Genomic DNA, 16,284 nt, shown 5'->3' with positions numbered 1-16,284 from the left:
TTTCAAAAGAATGATAAGGGGGATTTGGATGGAGAATTTAGTAGAATGGTTAGTAGGGCAAGTGTGGAGTATCGGTTTAGTTGTTTTTGCATTAGGGGCAGGCGTATATTTCACGATTGCAACACGCTTTTTGCAAATTCGTTATTTTAAAGAGATGATTAAACTATTATTTGAAGGAAAGAGTTCAGAGACGGGAATATCATCTTTTCAGGCATTTTGTTTAGCCTTATCAGGAAGAGTTGGAATTGGTAATATCGCAGGGGTAGCGACAGCAATCGCTTTCGGCGGGCCTGGAGCTGTATTTTGGATGTGGGTAATGGCTTTGTTAGGGGCAGCGAGCGCGTTTGTTGAATCAACATTATCTCAAGTATACAAAAGTAAAGTAGGGAATGAATATCGCGGCGGTACTCCATATTTCATTGAGAAAGGTTTAAAAATGAAATGGTTTGCAGTCATTGTAGCGGTAGTTGTAACACTTTCATATGGCGTGTTATTACCAGGTATTCAATCTAGTAGTATCGCAGTTGGATTTGAAAACTCTAATGGTATTAACAAATATATAACTGGTATATTTTTAGTCGTGTTACTAGCAGCAATTATTTTTGGTGGTGTAAAGAGAATTGCTGGCGTTTCTCAAATGCTTGTTCCATTTATGGCAATTGGTTATGTAATTGTTACATGTATCATATTAATTGCGAATGTAACGGAGATTCCAAGTATGTTTGCTTTAATTTTCTCTAGCGCATTTGGTGTAAATGAAATGTTTGGTGGAATTGTTGGTGCAGCTATTGCATGGGGCGTAAAACGCGCTGTATTTTCAAACGTTGCTGGTGTCGGAGAAGCGACGTATAGTTCGGCTGCTGCTGAAGTATCGCATCCTGCAAAACAAGGATTAGTTCAAGCGTTTTCCGTATATATCGATACAATTGTCGTATGTACAGCGACAGCTCTTATGATATTAATTACAGGTATGTATAATGTTATACCTGAAGGGAAACGCGCTATTGTAAAAAACATAGGAAATGTGGAAGCAGGTCCAATTTATACGCAACAAGCAGTTGAAACTGTGATGACAGGGTTTGGTCCAATATTTATTTCAATTGCAATTTTCTTTTTTGCATTTACAACGTTACTCGCTTATTACTATATCGCTGAAACGACGCTTACTTATTTAGATCGTCAATTGAAGTATGGCTGGTTAAAACCAGTTTTAAAATTTGGATTTTTAATTATGGTTTACATCGGTAGTGTTGAATCAGCGTCGCTTTTATGGAATCTCGGAGATTTAGGAATCGGTAGTATGGCATGGTTAAACTTAATCGCGATTCTATTATTAAGTAAAATTGCATTAAAAGTGTTAAAAGACTATGAAACGCAGAAAAAAGAAGGGAAAGATCCAGTATTTAATCCTAAAAATGTGGGGATTGAAGGATTAACATTTTGGGAAGAAAGAAGTAAAGAGGTTGAAAGAAAAAGTTCTAGAGAAAAAGTTATTGTAGATGATAATTTAAAATTATAACATAAATTAACTGAAAATTCTTAATTTAAAAGAAGGTATATTGCCTCCATTTCATCGCATACTACAATAGGTATGGATAATATGACTGGAGGGAATAAGATGGAACATGAGCAACATAGTTCGATAAATGATATTCTACATCATTATAAAGAAGGTATAGGTAGTTTTACAAATCAAATTCCTGAAATCGCTGAGACATATAATGCGTTTACGCAAGCTTGTTTTCAAGAGGGTGCTTTAACAAAAAGAGAAAAACAACTTATTGCATTAGGAATTAGTTTAGCAACGCAAGATGAGTATTGTACAATTTATCATACAAAAGGTTGTCTTGATCAAGGATGTTCGGATAAAGAGATTCTGGAAGCATGTGGTGTTTCAGCAGCATTTGCTGGCGGAGCTGCGATGAGTCAAGCGGTAACTTTAGTGCAAGAGTGTTTAACAGAACTGAAAAATCAAAAGCATTGAATAAAAAAACGTTTTAAACTTTATGTTTAAAACGTTTTTTTATGTGAAATTAAATTTGTATTCACTTTAGTATTCTATATCTTCATAAATCGAATTCTCTACATCAGGAAGAACTGTGTATATACTCTTACCGATTAAAGCTTCTAATTCTTTCTTAATTGCATAAAACCCTTTCCAATGTAAAGATGTATGAGATGTTGTACCATGACGCAAACCAACGGAAATTAATCTTCTTTCCAGCGTAGTAAAGCCATCCGCGTCAGCAAGAGCGTCACAAAGAGTAATTACTTTATTGTATAAGTCGTAGTTACTATGTTCATTCAATATTGCAACCAACCGGCTTTTCATATGGTCAGGAACGAGATGCCATTCCGCTGCGATATCTATATGTTCATTTTTACAGGGAAATGAGTGTGTCACACAAATAATGGCGTTTCCTGCATATCCTAAATCATTCATATACATATAACCATCATAGGAATGAATGACCGATTTGGTAAAACCTTTGTATCTTCCGATATCATGCAAAAGGGCAGCGTTATATGCTATGTCAGCATCTAGGTCATACCCTTTTTTTATAAGTTCTATAATTATGTTTTCAGTTGCATGAGCAACATGTAGTGAATGTTCAAACCAAGGGCCCGGGTTTTGTTCATATGCCCATTCGAGTAGTTCTTTTGCGTACGTTCTATCTAATATATATTTCATATCGTTATCCTTTCACAAAAAATCATATCTTAATATAAATTCATCTTATTATTTCATTATTCCTTCTTTAAAAATTGTTACAATGAAACAAAAGGGGGAAAAGTAATGCGAAATTTAGTAATTGAAGAAATTAAGCAACTAGAAAATGATATGGAAGAACTTTCGAAACTTTTGAAAACGGTTGTAAATGATGGGGCATCAATTGGTTTTTTGCCTCCACTGGAACAAAAAGACGCAACAAAGTATTGGCAAACAGTCATAGCGCCAGAAGTGATATTGTATGTAGCTAAAATAAACAACGAAGTAGCAGGGAGTATTCAATTACAATTAGTTACAAAGCCTAACGGAATTCATAGAGCCGAGATTTGCAAATTAATGACTCATCCAAACTTTAGACGTAACGGTATTGGACGATTGCTTATGCAAAAAGCAGAGGAACGAGCGAAGCAAGAAAACAGGTCTCTTTTAGTATTAGATACTAGAGAAGGAGATCCATCCAATAAATTGTACAAATCATTAGACTACCAAGAAGTTGGAACAATACCAGGATATGCAATTTCTCCGAATGGAAAGTTAGATGCTACGGTTCTTTATTATAAATGCATATAAATTGTGATTAAAAGGTTATCATACTGAATAATAAGAAACTATTTTAACACCGTCTATATTTTTCTGGCGGTGTTAAATAAATTTATTGATATAATCCATTTAACGCACTAAATGAATTTGAGAAAGTTTTTAGAGGGTTCTTTTAGTAATGATTCTCGTCTTATAATAAATGTAGAGAAGATGACTAGCCAACTATAGTTATTTTCGCTTTATTATCGGAAGGGGATGAAAGAATGAAAAAGAATAGTTTACAAAAGATGAAGAAAGTTATTTTAAGTGGTGGCGTATTACTTACGGGATTATTAACATTTGGATTTTCAGAAAAGGCTTCAGCTCATGGTTATGTAGAATCACCAGCGAGCCGATCTTATTTATGTAAGCAAGGGGTAAATGTAAATTGTGGACCGATTCAATATGAACCACAAAGTGTAGAAGGGATAGGGGGATTTCCGCAACTAGGACCTTCTGATGGACAAATTGCAGGGGCTGGTCATTTTCCTGCTTTAGATGTTCAAACTGTGGATAGGTGGAAGAAAGTTACGTTAAATGGCGGGACGAATACATTCAAGTGGAAACTAACTGCTCCTCATAGTACGAAAGAGTGGAAATATTATATTACGAAAAAAGGCTGGAATCCAAATAAACCTTTAACGCGATCAGATTTAGATTTAGTGCCATTCTATGTGAAAAATGACGGTGGGGCTAGACCAGGGACAACAGTAACGCATGAAGCAAATGTACCAACTGATCGTAGTGGATACCATCTTATTTTAGCTGTTTGGGAAATTGCAGACACTGGAAATGCGTTTTATCAAGTTATAGATGTAAACCTTGTGAATAATGGCTTAGCTTCAAATTTCGCTTTTAACAACGTAGTGCAAGCTCCTACACTATTTTAATTGAAACATATATTTCGATCATCTAATTCATTTTAGATGATTTTTTTTATGAAAATGATGAAAAATATAGAAGAAAGTGCAATTATTTATAAAAAAATATGCTTTAAATATTGTCATATTTGCTTCTTTAAGATATCCTTTTCATGAAGAGGTGGAAAACATGGAAAAAGTACTAGTTTTCGGGCATAAAAACCCAGATACAGATGCAATTTGTTCTGCAATTGCTTATGCAGAATTGAAAAAAGAATTAGGAATGAATGCTGAGCCTGTACGTTTAGGCGAAATCAGCGGTGAAACTCAATTTGCGTTAGACTATTTTAAAGTAGAAGGACCGCGTTTTGTTGAGACAGTAGCAAGCGAAGTGGACAACGTTATTTTAGTTGACCATAACGAGCGTCAACAAAGTGCTAACGATATCGAATCAGTTCGTGTGTTAGAAGTTATTGACCATCACCGTATTGCTAACTTTGAAACAAGCGATCCTATATACTATCGTTGTGAGCCAGTTGGATGTACAGCTACAATCTTAAACAAAATGTACAAAGAAAATGGCGTTACAATTCGTAAAGAATTTGCAGGTTTAATGTTATCTGCAATTATTTCAGATTCTTTACTATTCAAATCTCCAACTTGCACAGAACAAGACGTAGCAGCTGCTCGTGAATTAGCGGAAATCGCTGGTGTAGATGCTGATAGCTACGGCTTAGAAATGTTAAAAGCTGGTGCTGACTTAAGCGGAAAAACAATGGAGCAATTAATCTCTCTTGACGCTAAAGAATTCCAAATGGGTAATGCGAAAGTTGAAATCGCACAAGTAAACGCTGTTGATACAAACGACGTTCTTGTACACCAAGCGGAACTTGAAAAAGTAATTTCTGCAGTAGTAGAAGAAAAAGGTTTAGACCTATTCTTATTCGTTGTAACTGATATCTTAACTAACGATTCTGTCGGTCTTGCGATCGGTAAAGCAGCAAACGTTGTTGAGAAAGCATACAACGTATCACTAGAAAACAACACAGCTACATTAAAAGGTGTTGTATCTCGTAAAAAACAAATCGTACCAGTATTAACAGAAGCATTCCAAGCTTAATTTTATTGAGTACACATAAACAGCAAGGACAAGTAGTCAGATTGGCTACTTGTCCTTTTTTATCTCTAAAAAACAGAAAATTAAATGCAGGGTTTAATAATTATAGTGAGTATGCCTTTAAACAAAAAAATAGAGATTACAGTATTGAAGATTGTTTTAAGTTTCATGAGTCGATAGAAAAGTGTGTTGTATCAATTTGGAAACAGTTAGGAAGTTTTCTTAAAAAGAATCTTGATGTAAAAACGTATCGTCCCTGGGATCTTGCTCCTTGTAATTTGCAAAAATATCCATTTGAAAATTACATTGATTTATTGGATGGAATTGAAGAAATGTTGCGGAAGACAGATTCATGTTTTCATGAGGAATTTACTCGTATAAAGGAAAGCGGGATTAATTGACGTACAAGAACGGAAAAATAAAGCACCAGGAGCTGCTTGCTTTACCTTATCTCATAGTAAAGACGTTTTTGTTTATTCTAATTTTAGTTCTTCATTTTATGCGATTCATGCATTAATACATGAATTGGGGCATGCATTTCACTTTTATAAACAATTTAACAATGAAAGTAGTATGCAGGAAAGATACCTTCGTGAAGAGGTGGCGGAACTTTATTCCCTTAGTCTTGAATTACTATTAATGGATAAGCTTAATATTTTTTATAAGCAAGAGGATGATTATAAAGAAGTACAGCAAGCTCAATTATATCGTACTTTATCGTTATTAATATCGTCAGTTTCAGGAGATGTATTCCAGCACTGGCTTTATACAAATCCAAACCATTCACCAGAAGAGCGAGATGAGAAATATATTGAACTATGTAAAAGGTATCAATATTCATCAGTTGATATTGCAGGAGTAGAGAATGAAATTGGTTCGAGTCATTTCACTTTGTTCAGTTTCCTTTTTATAAAATTGAATATGCAATTGCGCAAATAGGAGCGATGCAATTGTTTCAAATTTATCGAGAGAATCAGGAACAAGCGATTGCTTTCTTTAAAGAGGGAGCGAGTTCAGATTGGAATTTACCTATACAGGAAATATATATAAATACAGGTGTTGCGTTTGACTTTTCGGAAGAAAGGATACAAAGTACTGCAAGGGCTATTTTAGATTTGATTAACGAATTAAAATAAGGATAGCGTTAGCTATCCTTATAATCGTTTATTCGTAAGATTTTTTCTTGTTTATATAAAATGTGATTATCGCAGTAATGAAGAAAATAGGTATCGCATACACTTGCCCAACAAATAACTTCCAGCCGACATAATTATAGCCTTCAGATGCTGGGATGATAACGGAAATAACGCAAACGATAAAATAGACTAATAGTGCAGGGATAATATTTTTCATTTTTATGAACCTCCTTTTTAATTATATCTATACATCCTTATGTTAAAATTTATATTTAATATTTTGAAGAAAAAAGCAAAAATTTTTATGGTATTATAATATTTGCAATGAGAGTGATCCATAGTACGTATATGGTAAAATGTGTAATTTTAGCTTTCGGAATTATTATATAGTATTTCGAGAGAAAAATGTACAAAATAACGAATTTTATTTACAGAAGTAAAGGGAGTAGAAATATATATGAAAAGGCTATGTATAATTCCTTGTGGAAAAAAGAAAATTTGGGATAAGCATTCAAACTACGGACCGATGGAAGCAAAAGATGTATATATTAGTCCGTTCGGAAAAGCATGTCAGGCGTACGCAACTATGTTTTTCGAAAACTGGGTTATATTATCAGCGAAACATGGATTTTTAAGACCAAATGATATTGTATTAGAAAACTATGATCTTGCATTTGATTCAAAAAGCGATGAGGTAATAAGTATAGAGCAATTACAAAAACAGATGGTAGATAAAAGTTTATTACAGTTTGACGAAATCGTCTTACTAGCAGGAAAAAAGCATAAAAAAGTAGTGACAAAGTTATATCCAGAAGAAATGATTACATATCCGCTAGAGGGGTGTAAAGGGATTGGGTATATGTTGCAGAGGTTAATAGAAGCTGTGAAGGAAGGGGAGGAAATATAGGTGAAGTTTCAGTGATTTTAAACTCTATTTATTTAGGGAGCTTAGGCATCGCCGAAAGGGTGATGCTTTTTTGTTCGTACCGTCAATTTTAGAAAATGTAGGGTGTATGGGTACAGTTAAGATTGTAAGTGGGAATAGCAATAAGACAAGTTTTGAATAGAATATTAAGAAAGGAGATGTTGATGAATAATGGCTAGATATAGTTTGCACGGAGGACATAATAGTATTGTTCAAGGTGCTAATTTCGGGAATCGGAAAGAACACGTTCTGGATAGGCAAGTTAAAGATGCCGTGGCGGCTAAGTTAAGAGCCTTAGGACACACGGTTTATGACGATACGGACGAGGTAGGGACAACTCAATCACAAAATTTAAATAATATCATTCGTAAAAGCAATTCCCATGCTGTGGATTTAGTTATTTCTTTTCATCTTAATGCAAGCGATGGAAATGGACAGGGTGTTGAGGTTCTGTATTATGATCAGAAAGACTTGGCGGCTAAAATCTCAGCTCAACTAGCAAAAGATATTGGATGGCGTGATCGAGGTGCAAAACAGCGTACAGATTTAGCGGTATTAAATGGGACGAAAGCACCTGCTATTCTTATAGAATTAGGATTTATTGATAATGAATCTGACATGGCAAAATGGAATGTTGATAAAATCGCTAATTCTATTGTGTTTGCTCTTACAGGACAAACTGGAGGAGGTACAGTGGATTTGCTCAAAGTAAAAACTGGCGGTGTAGCATTTAGTAATTTACAAGCTTTGGCTCAAGCGATGGTTGATGCGGGTATTGATGGACAAATTGTCGTTCAGAAAGATGGCATTGGTTATGCTATAACGAATGGCTATCCAGCTGGAAATATCGATAAATTTACAGCTTGGTTAGATGCGCGTAAGTGGTACTATGAGTATGTGAGATAAAGTAAAACTTTAATCAGTGGGTTAAAAATACAAGTTGGCTTTTATTATTTTAATGGCTCACGATAATATACTATGTAACCACAAATATGGACAATGTATATAATTAAAACCACCTATCAAAAAGGTGGTTTTAATTATATACTTTAGTTTTTTTGAATAATCATCTTTTAAATCTATAATAATATTCTATTTTTCGATACATAAGTTAAATTTTAAATCATTATCAATGAATACAAAATCTCTACTGCTAATTAAAAAACTGACTTGATTGTTTAAGGGATAAGAGCAAAAAATACAATCTCTGAATATAATAATAAAAAAGGAGATGATGAATAATGGGTTACATTGTAGATATTTCAAAATGGAATGGCAATATTAACTGGGATATCGCAGCCCCACAATTAGATTTCGTAATTGCACGTGTGCAAGATGGTTCAACTTACGTTGATCCTTTATATAATAATTATGTACAAGCAATGAAAGTAAGAAATATTCCGTTTGGTAATTATGCGTTCTGTCGTTTCGTTTCAGTAGAGGATGCACGGATAGAAGCAAGAGACTTTTGGAACCGTGGTGAAAAAAATGCCACAGTTTGGGTAGCTGACGTAGAAGTAAAAACAATGAATGATATGAGAGCGGGTGCACAAGCATTTATTGATGAATTACGTAGATTAGGAGCTAAGAAGGTCGGTTTATATATTGCTCATCATATGTATGCTCCATTTGGAATGGCAAATGTCAATTCTGATTTTGTATGGATTCCTCGTTATGGTGGTAACAAACCGGCGTATCCATGTGATATTTGGCAATACACAGAAACAGGGAATGTAGCTGGTATCGGAAAATGTGATTTAAATGAGCTAATTGGAAATAAACCGTTAGCTTGGTTTATAAATCAAACTGTTGAGCCAATAAAGAAACAAGAAGGGGTTGGAATTATAGTGAATAAATATAACAAAATAGTTACTTATGAATTTGGTGTAAATTTAATTCCTGACATGATTCAAATGATGGATAAGCTTGGATATACTTCTAAAATAATATCTCCCGGAAATAACCAAGGACTTGTGTATTTCGAGACAGATTATCGTCAAGGGAACGAACTGGACAAAGCAACGGCTTGGTTAGATACGAAAGGAATTAAATTTTTTTATACAAAAGAGTAGTTTGCTAAATAAAAAGCCGTCATATGACGGCTTTTTATTTTTATGTAATCTTCTAAATCTAGTTATAATATGGAGAAAATAGACTAATAAACAAGCCTTTGTATACTTTCAAACATAGAATATGATGAATTCTATTAAGGAGGAAGCATATCCATGGGGAATACTTGTCATTGTGGGCATTCCCGAAATTGTAATAAATTTTGGGATAATTTAATGTTTGGGAGATGTAGATGTAAACGCAGTGATTTTCACGAATGTTGTTGCAAAGAGAAACCGAAATGTGAGTGTGAAAAATGTCATTGTAAAACAAAACCGAAATGCCATTGTAGAGATGAAGATGAAGGGTATTAATAATAAAAAAGAGTACGATACGTACTCTTTTTTAGGGTGGTTATATTCCATCTTGAACAGATTTCTTTACAATTACCCATGTGTCTTTCTTTTTAACCGTTATAGCTACATTAGTTCCATTAGATTCCTTATAAAAGATATATCCATTGTTTGAGTTTACATATGTTACTGGCTCACCTATGCAATCTCGCGAGCAGGATTTGTTGACCAGTTCAATTAGGGATAGTTCGCTTGGATCGGTTTTACTTGCTTCTATAACAGCATCAAGGTTTGTTTTTCGATAACCTTGCAAGTTTATATGAAAAAGCTGCTCTATTTCTCCTGTAATGCTAGTATTCATTACTTCTACTGAATTCTTTTTTTCTTGAAGAAATCCGTTTTCATAAAGTAATTTTGTATATCCAATCCATGCTATTAATACTAGCATGAAAAACATACCCGTCATTTTAAGCATTCGAAGTCGTTTACTTATAATTGTTTCTGAGTATTTCATTCAGTCTAATCCTCCAATGTTTTTAATTTAAAATATGCTTGGATACATACTTTTAGAAGAGGATGAGAATGAATGAGTTTTCAATAAAAAAGAAAACATCCAGAGCTAGATGCTTTCCTTTTTTGTATGTTTCGCTATCTGTTAGTTACTTGTTTCATCAGCGGTCTTATTTCTTTAACTGGTGGTTTCTTATCATAGGCATCAACGTAAGAAAAGTAGTAGTTTAAGTTTCTTAGAAGACCTTTTCCTATTTTTGCACTTAAGAAAGGAAATACTTGTCCAGTATAATCATCGAGAGATTTACAGTAATATTTTTCATCTAAATATATACTGTATTTACATGTTAGTTCTACTAAAGGATTCCCTTCATCATCAAATACTTCTTTAGAATCAATAATATCTATTAGTGCAAATTTTTCATTTAGGTAAACTTTCTTTTTTTTCTCGTGTTTATTTGTAAGTATAAAAACGAGCCCAATCGCGTTAATCAAACTATTTCCTCCTATAAAAAACGGATATTAATAAAATATATCGATATAAGCTAAATGTAAAGAGGAGAGGTGAAATATCATGGAGAGAAAGTTAAATAAGCCGATTTATGTTGGGGAATCGACTTATTTTATCAAGTATTACTTAGTAGTAATACCTACTCTGATTAACATTTCACTTTATTGAAATACTTGTGGGAATTGTTTTACGATTGCGTTTGTTATCATGTCGGCCATTTCTAATGCTTCTTTTTCAATTTTATCGTAAAGTTGTACTCCTGCTTCATAATCTTTATTTAGGAAGGTAAGTGCTTCTGCTTTCGTTAGTGCTAAATGTTCATAAAACATTTTTCGGAATTCTTCTTTTCCTATATATGGGTTGATGTTATTAAGAAACTCAACGATTTCATCACCATTAGCGTACCATTTTTTCTCTATAGCGGCAGCTGCATTTTGATCACCAGTTTTTGCGGATTTAACAAGATCTGCTGCAATGACTAAGTGATCCTTAATTAATGCACTATATTTTTTTACTGCATCTTCACCGTAAAATGGTTCAAGTGATAGTCCCATATGTGTTGCGTTTTGTAGAAGTCGTCCAACAGTAACGTTAACATCGGGTAAATTAAATACAATACTTATAATAGCCAATCTCGTCCAAGCGACGTGTTGTTCCCATAAAGAACGCATATACCCTTTTAAAAAATTCTCGTTTTTACTAATTCGGTAGTTACGTACGGATAAATCATAGTTTACATAAGGGTTATGGTAGGGGGAGTAATACGATTGCCAATAAGAATACATAAATAGTAACACTCCTTTGAACATGTATAACTCAAAGTATGATATAGATTTATGTTTAGTTACGTGTCCTAGATTATTTTTAGGGAATTTGAATTGGAGAAATTAGGTGAATGATCTTGTGGTATATATGAATAAATTGAATATAAAGTAAAAGAGGGTCTGCAAGGGAAGTTACAGACCCTCAAAAGGGTATTGCCGAGATGTCGGACTCGACTACGTAATGTTATCATAAAATTCTTTTGAAAAAACCTGGTAAATGTGTCCAAATTAAATTGGGACCTTAATAAAGTCAAAGAGACCTGCTTCCCGCGGCAGGCCCCATTAACTAGATAATGTCGATGAGCAAAAACTCATCTGGAGTACTTTCATAGTAACAAGTAAAATGTGTTTTGTGTATTGAGAAAGAAGAATTGCATAATTATATGTGAACAATTAAAATCCCAACAATTTATGATTATCATTAATTGTTGGGATTTAAATATGGTTATAAAATGGAAAAAAGACTTGGAAGTGAGATTGAGGTGTAGAAGTAAGTAATCATGAAAAAGACCTGCTAATATAAGCAGGTCAACTTAAGGGGTTTATCCAACAGATTATTATATATGGTAACAACTGAATTGTAGTAAGTCTATACATTTAATATTGAGAAAAATTCTGCGAATGATATATTTTTTGCGCATATATTAACATCTAAAAAGTTGAGAAAGAAAATTAAAAAGCTTTTTATAAGAGAATAATGGTTGGTACTTATAGTATGATTCATATTTCCACGCATCATTATTAGAGAATTGGAGTTGTGTTGTTTTCTTTTTTGCCGTGATGGAACTCATATTATGATGTTTCATATAGAAACCTCCTGAATTTATATGTATACGATTAGTAGTATTCAAGAAAGGGAAATAAAATGAATATTTAAATTGAAACTCTTTCTTCATGTTTACTGGATTTACGTTATAAATGTTGTAAAACATATAAAACATGGATGCTAATTCATATTAAATAGGTGGAGAAACATAGAATAATGAAAAAATAATAAGCATCTATTCATCTCTTTCAAGTCGCATAAGTGATTGATATAATAGAAGTAGATGAAAGATAAAGAAAAGCAGGTGACTCTTTTTTGTTTACTAAAGCACAAGAACTTTTAGCGTCCTACTTTGGTTATTCTTCGTTTCGAAGAGGACAAGATGAAACAATTAAAAATGTACTAGATGGGAAAGATACAGTATGTATTATGCCAACGGGTGGCGGTAAGTCGATTTGTTATCAAATTCCGGCATTAGTATTTGAAGGAACGACGTTGGTTATATCGCCTTTAATATCACTTATGAAGGATCAAGTAGATACATTGGTACAGAATGGCATTTCAGCTACATATATTAATAGTTCTATTTCTATTGCCGAAGCAAATCAGCGAATTCAATTAGCGAAACAAGGACATTACAAATTACTTTATGTCGCGCCTGAGCGTCTTGATTCGATGGAGTTTGTTGACCAACTTATCGATATGAAAATCCCTATGATTGCGATTGATGAAGCACACTGTATTTCACAGTGGGGACATGATTTCCGTCCAAGTTATTTACATATACATCGCATATTAGATTATCTTCCAGAAAAACCGCTCGTATTAGCATTAACAGCAACAGCAACACCGCAAGTACGTGAGGACATTTGTAACACACTTGAAATTAATCAAGAAAATACAATTATGACAACGTTTGAGCGTGAGAACTTATCGTTTTCTGTCATTAAAGGGCAAGATCGAAATGCATATTTGGCGGATTATATTCGTCAAAATCAAAAGGAATCTGGGATTATATATGCAGCTACTAGAAAAGTAGTCGATCAGTTATATGAAGATTTAATGAAGGCTGGAGTTTCTGTATCAAAATATCATGCTGGTATGAGTGATAGTGATCGAAATGAGCAACAAGAACTCTTTTTACGAGATGAAGTAAGTGTAATGGTAGCAACATCTGCATTCGGGATGGGTATTGATAAATCGAATATTCGTTACGTAATTCATTATCAGCTTCCAAAAAATATGGAAAGTTACTATCAAGAAGCAGGACGTGCTGGTCGTGACGGATTAGATAGTACATGTATATTGTTATATTCTTCTCAAGATGTACAAGTACAGCGTTTTTTAATTGATCAATCAACTGGAGAATCACGTTTTTCAAATGAACTTGAAAAATTGCAAAATATGACCGATTACTGTCATACAGAACAATGTTTACAATCATTCATTTTGCAATACTTTGGAGAAGAACCGAAAGAAGATTGTGGACGCTGTGGTAATTGTACAGACGATCGCGAGAGCATTGATGTGACAAGGGAATCACAAATGGTTTTATCATGCATGATTAGAACGAACCAACGCTTTGGGAAGCAAATGATAGCGCAAGTATTAACGGGGTCGAAAAATAAGAAAGTTATTGAATTTAATTTTCATACTTTACCAACGTATGGGCTTTTATCGAACCGTAGTGTAAAAGAGGTCAGTGAGTTTATTGAGTTTTTAATTTCAGATGAGTTAATTGCAGTTGAACATGGCACTTATCCGACGTTAAAAGTAACAGAAAAAGGGAAAGAAGTATTACTTGGTAAAGAGAATGTTTTACGAAAAGAACGAGTAGAGACAAGACAAATTGTACAAGACCATCCTTTATTTGAAGTGCTTCGTGAGGTACGTAAAGAAATTGCACAAGGAGAAGGTGTACCTCCGTTCGTTATTTTCTCTGACCAAACATTGAAAGATATGTGCGTGAAAATGCCGCAAAGTGATTCCGAATTGTTGACGGTAAAAGGTATCGGAGAACACAAACTTGTGAAATATGGCTCGCACTTCTTACAAGCAGTTCAGCATTTTATTGAGGAAAATCCAAATTACGCTGAAACGATTAAGACAGAAGTAGTTGCAGAGCGTAAAAAGTCAGGAAAAGCGTCCGCAAATTCTCATTTAGAAACGTATGAAATGTATAAACAAGGTATTGATTTGAATGAGATTGCAAAAGAACGTAACTTATCAAGACAAACAATCGAAAACCATTTAATTCGCTGCTACGAGGATGGAATGGAAGTAGAGTGGCAAAGTTTTGTTCCAGCAGAGTATGAATCTCTTATTGAAACTGCCGTTCAAAATGCTGAGGGTGGTCTGAAATCTATTAAAGAACAGCTTCCGAATGAAGTGAGTTACTTTATGATTCGTGCTTATTTACAAATAAAAAAGTAGAGACATATAAAGGGGATAAGATTTTATGTATCATGTTTTCGTTTATGGCACGTTAAGAAGAGGACAAACGAATGCTCATTATATGTTAGGTGCAACGTGCATTGCAGACAGAGCTTGGACATATGGAAAATTATTTGATACGAATGAAGGATATCCGGCTATGACTTATTCGATTGAAGAAAAGGTGTATGGAGAAGTTTATGTAGTAAATTATGAGATATTGTGTAAGTTAGATGAACTAGAAGAATATACAGGTAATGCGGAGACCGATTTATATGATCGAATCACGCAAACAGTATATGTTGCTGATAGGGAAATAGAAGCATATGTGTATATCGCTCAAGATAAAAAGATGATATTGAAAGTTATTGATTCTGGTGACTGGGTGGAGTATCAAAAAGAAAAATAAAAGTAGCTAAAGAGTAGATAGTGGAATAATCCATTATCTATTTTTTATACTTTCACTTTCAAAATTCTTATTATTTTGATGAATTGTAAATATAGGGAAATCAAAAGGAGGATTTTTCATGGGCATTAGAAATTTAGTTTCTCACCTGTAACAGAAAAATAATTTGCAGGAGGAGAATAATAATGAACGAATTAAATGTAAAAGAATTTTATAAAAAACAATTTGAACTAATAAGCTATGATATAAATAATGAAAATTGGTTACAGGAAGTTGCTAAAGAAGTGCAAGAACAAGTTGGATATCCAATTCAGACGATGTTAGAACTAGGAGCTGGAAATGGCGGATTTGCAAGGGCGATGTCTAATTTGAATGTAAAAATGACTACTGTTGAGCTTGTACCGGAGTTAGCTATGTTTGCAAAAGAACATGCTACTAATGATATTGAGGTTCATTGCGCCGATTTTTATAAAATTAACTTTAAAGAAAAGTTTGATGTTGTTATTTATTTAGACGGATTTGGTGTAGGAACAGATGAGGAACAATTGATTCTATTAAAACGAATTAAAAATTGGATGATGGATGATGGATGTGCACTTATTGATATTTATCAACCGTTATATTGGGAAAAGGCCAATGGACAAGAAATGCCGATAGGTTCTGCAATGCGAAAGTATGAATATGATAGTGAAAATGCAAGAATGCTAGACCATTGGTGGGAAATAGATTCTTCAAATGATATCGTGACACAATCTTTACGCTGCTATGCTGTAGGTGAGATTAGTAATTTATGTGCCGAGGCTCATTTAAGTATAGTTGGGATTTTCCCAGGAGGAGCGCATGATTTTGAAGCTGGGAAATATAAAGAGCGATCCTCTTTAAATGAATGTTTATCATATCGAATAAAAGTAAAAAAGAGTAGGGATTAATGAACTGCACCCCAATTGTTAGACACAGTCTAACAATTGGAGGTGCAGTTTTTCTATGGCTAAATTTACAGCTGATGAAAAAATACAAATCGTTCTACGTTATTTGAACGGAAATGAAAGTTATCGAGAAATGGGTAGATCGCTCGGTATAAGTG

Annotated in this window: 17 protein-coding genes and 1 pseudogene; 13 read left to right on the top strand and 5 right to left on the bottom strand. The window is 33.8% G+C overall.

Annotation, left to right across the window (positions count from 1 at the left end; all coding sequences use genetic code 11):
- The first annotated feature begins 28 nt into the window (after positions 1-28).
- Together MR167_RS11060 and MR167_RS11055 are read left to right on the top strand one after the other, a co-directional pair.
- Positions 29-1,519, top strand: a complete 1,491-nt coding sequence (locus MR167_RS11060; protein ID WP_000429519.1) for an alanine/glycine:cation symporter family protein — start codon at positions 29-31, stop codon at positions 1,517-1,519.
- Between the two features lie 72 nt (positions 1,520-1,591).
- Positions 1,592-1,984 carry a carboxymuconolactone decarboxylase family protein gene (locus tag MR167_RS11055; protein WP_001999958.1) on the top strand — a complete coding sequence of 131 codons (393 nt, stop codon included), beginning with the start codon at positions 1,592-1,594 and terminating at the stop codon, positions 1,982-1,984.
- Positions 1,985-2,050: 66 nt separating this feature from the next.
- Here MR167_RS11055 and MR167_RS11050 read toward each other — a convergent pair whose 3' ends face one another.
- Positions 2,051-2,692, bottom strand: coding sequence for an HD domain-containing protein (locus MR167_RS11050; protein WP_000874108.1), 642 nt, complete (start codon positions 2,690-2,692; stop codon positions 2,051-2,053).
- 105 nt (positions 2,693-2,797) lie between these two features.
- Here MR167_RS11050 and MR167_RS11045 point away from each other — a divergent pair, with 105 nt between their 5' ends.
- The 4 genes and pseudogenes from MR167_RS11045 to MR167_RS11030 form a co-directional block, all read left to right on the top strand.
- The gene (locus MR167_RS11045; RefSeq protein ID WP_001245261.1) at positions 2,798-3,301 is read left to right on the top strand and encodes a GNAT family N-acetyltransferase; all 504 of its coding nucleotides are present in this window, start codon (positions 2,798-2,800) and stop codon (positions 3,299-3,301) included.
- A gap of 233 nt (positions 3,302-3,534) precedes the next feature.
- Positions 3,535-4,200, top strand: coding sequence for a lytic polysaccharide monooxygenase (locus MR167_RS11040; RefSeq protein ID WP_000742282.1), 666 nt, complete (start codon positions 3,535-3,537; stop codon positions 4,198-4,200).
- A 160-nt stretch (positions 4,201-4,360) separates the two neighbouring features.
- Positions 4,361-5,290 (top strand): manganese-dependent inorganic pyrophosphatase, encoded by a 930-nt coding sequence (ppaC, locus tag MR167_RS11035; protein ID WP_242314619.1) that lies wholly within the window; start codon positions 4,361-4,363, stop codon positions 5,288-5,290.
- Positions 5,291-5,361: 71 nt separating this feature from the next.
- A pseudogene (locus tag MR167_RS11030) lies at positions 5,362-6,423 on the top strand (M3 family metallopeptidase); the annotation flags it as partial.
- Positions 6,424-6,451: 28 nt separating this feature from the next.
- On the opposite strand, the gene MR167_RS11025 reads toward MR167_RS11030, so the two are convergent.
- Entirely contained in the window at positions 6,452-6,640 is a 189-nt protein-coding gene (locus MR167_RS11025; RefSeq protein WP_000789485.1) for a DUF4017 family protein, read from the bottom strand.
- A 240-nt stretch (positions 6,641-6,880) separates the two neighbouring features.
- On the opposite strand from MR167_RS11025, the gene MR167_RS11020 reads away from it, so the two are divergent.
- From MR167_RS11020 to MR167_RS11010, 3 genes are all read left to right on the top strand, one after another.
- Entirely contained in the window at positions 6,881-7,330 is a 450-nt protein-coding gene (locus tag MR167_RS11020; protein WP_000824880.1) for a DUF6884 domain-containing protein, read from the top strand.
- 189 nt (positions 7,331-7,519) lie between these two features.
- Positions 7,520-8,254, top strand: coding sequence for an N-acetylmuramoyl-L-alanine amidase (locus tag MR167_RS11015; protein WP_000135285.1), 735 nt, complete (start codon positions 7,520-7,522; stop codon positions 8,252-8,254).
- Between the two features lie 335 nt (positions 8,255-8,589).
- A complete protein-coding gene (locus MR167_RS11010; protein WP_242314617.1) occupies positions 8,590-9,420 on the top strand; it encodes a GH25 family lysozyme in 831 nt (276 codons plus the stop codon).
- A 391-nt stretch (positions 9,421-9,811) separates the two neighbouring features.
- Here the strand turns inward: MR167_RS11010 and MR167_RS11005 are convergent, their stop codons facing one another.
- The 3 genes from MR167_RS11005 to MR167_RS10995 form a co-directional block, all read right to left on the bottom strand.
- Positions 9,812-10,264, bottom strand: a complete 453-nt coding sequence (locus tag MR167_RS11005) for a hypothetical protein (protein ID WP_000877576.1) — start codon at positions 10,262-10,264, stop codon at positions 9,812-9,814.
- Between the two features lie 134 nt (positions 10,265-10,398).
- Positions 10,399-10,755: a hypothetical protein gene (locus tag MR167_RS11000; RefSeq protein ID WP_000606231.1), complete on the bottom strand. Its 357-nt coding sequence runs from the start codon at positions 10,753-10,755 to the stop codon at positions 10,399-10,401.
- Between the two features lie 177 nt (positions 10,756-10,932).
- Entirely contained in the window at positions 10,933-11,556 is a 624-nt protein-coding gene (locus MR167_RS10995; protein ID WP_242314615.1) for an acetylglutamate kinase, read from the bottom strand.
- Between the two features lie 1,120 nt (positions 11,557-12,676).
- Between MR167_RS10995 and recQ the strand changes: the two genes are divergently transcribed.
- The 4 genes from recQ to MR167_RS10975 all read left to right on the top strand — a co-directional run.
- Positions 12,677-14,794, top strand: coding sequence for a DNA helicase RecQ (gene recQ, locus MR167_RS10990; RefSeq protein ID WP_106082118.1), 2,118 nt, complete (start codon positions 12,677-12,679; stop codon positions 14,792-14,794).
- Positions 14,795-14,819: 25 nt separating this feature from the next.
- Positions 14,820-15,203, top strand: coding sequence for a gamma-glutamylcyclotransferase family protein (locus MR167_RS10985; protein ID WP_106082117.1), 384 nt, complete (start codon positions 14,820-14,822; stop codon positions 15,201-15,203).
- A gap of 182 nt (positions 15,204-15,385) precedes the next feature.
- Entirely contained in the window at positions 15,386-16,129 is a 744-nt protein-coding gene (locus MR167_RS10980) for a class I SAM-dependent methyltransferase (RefSeq protein WP_001004294.1), read from the top strand.
- A 55-nt stretch (positions 16,130-16,184) separates the two neighbouring features.
- A partial coding sequence (locus MR167_RS10975; RefSeq protein ID WP_002162695.1) for an IS3 family transposase occupies positions 16,185-16,284 on the top strand: 100 nt, incomplete at its 3' end.

Origin of the sequence: Bacillus cereus group sp. BfR-BA-01355 (assembly GCF_022663675.1) — a bacterium.
In the GTDB taxonomy this organism is placed as follows: domain Bacteria; phylum Bacillota; class Bacilli; order Bacillales; family Bacillaceae_G; genus Bacillus_A; species Bacillus_A thuringiensis_S.
The sequence above is the reverse complement of the archived record's forward strand: the minus strand, read 5'-3'. Positions and strand labels throughout refer to the sequence as shown.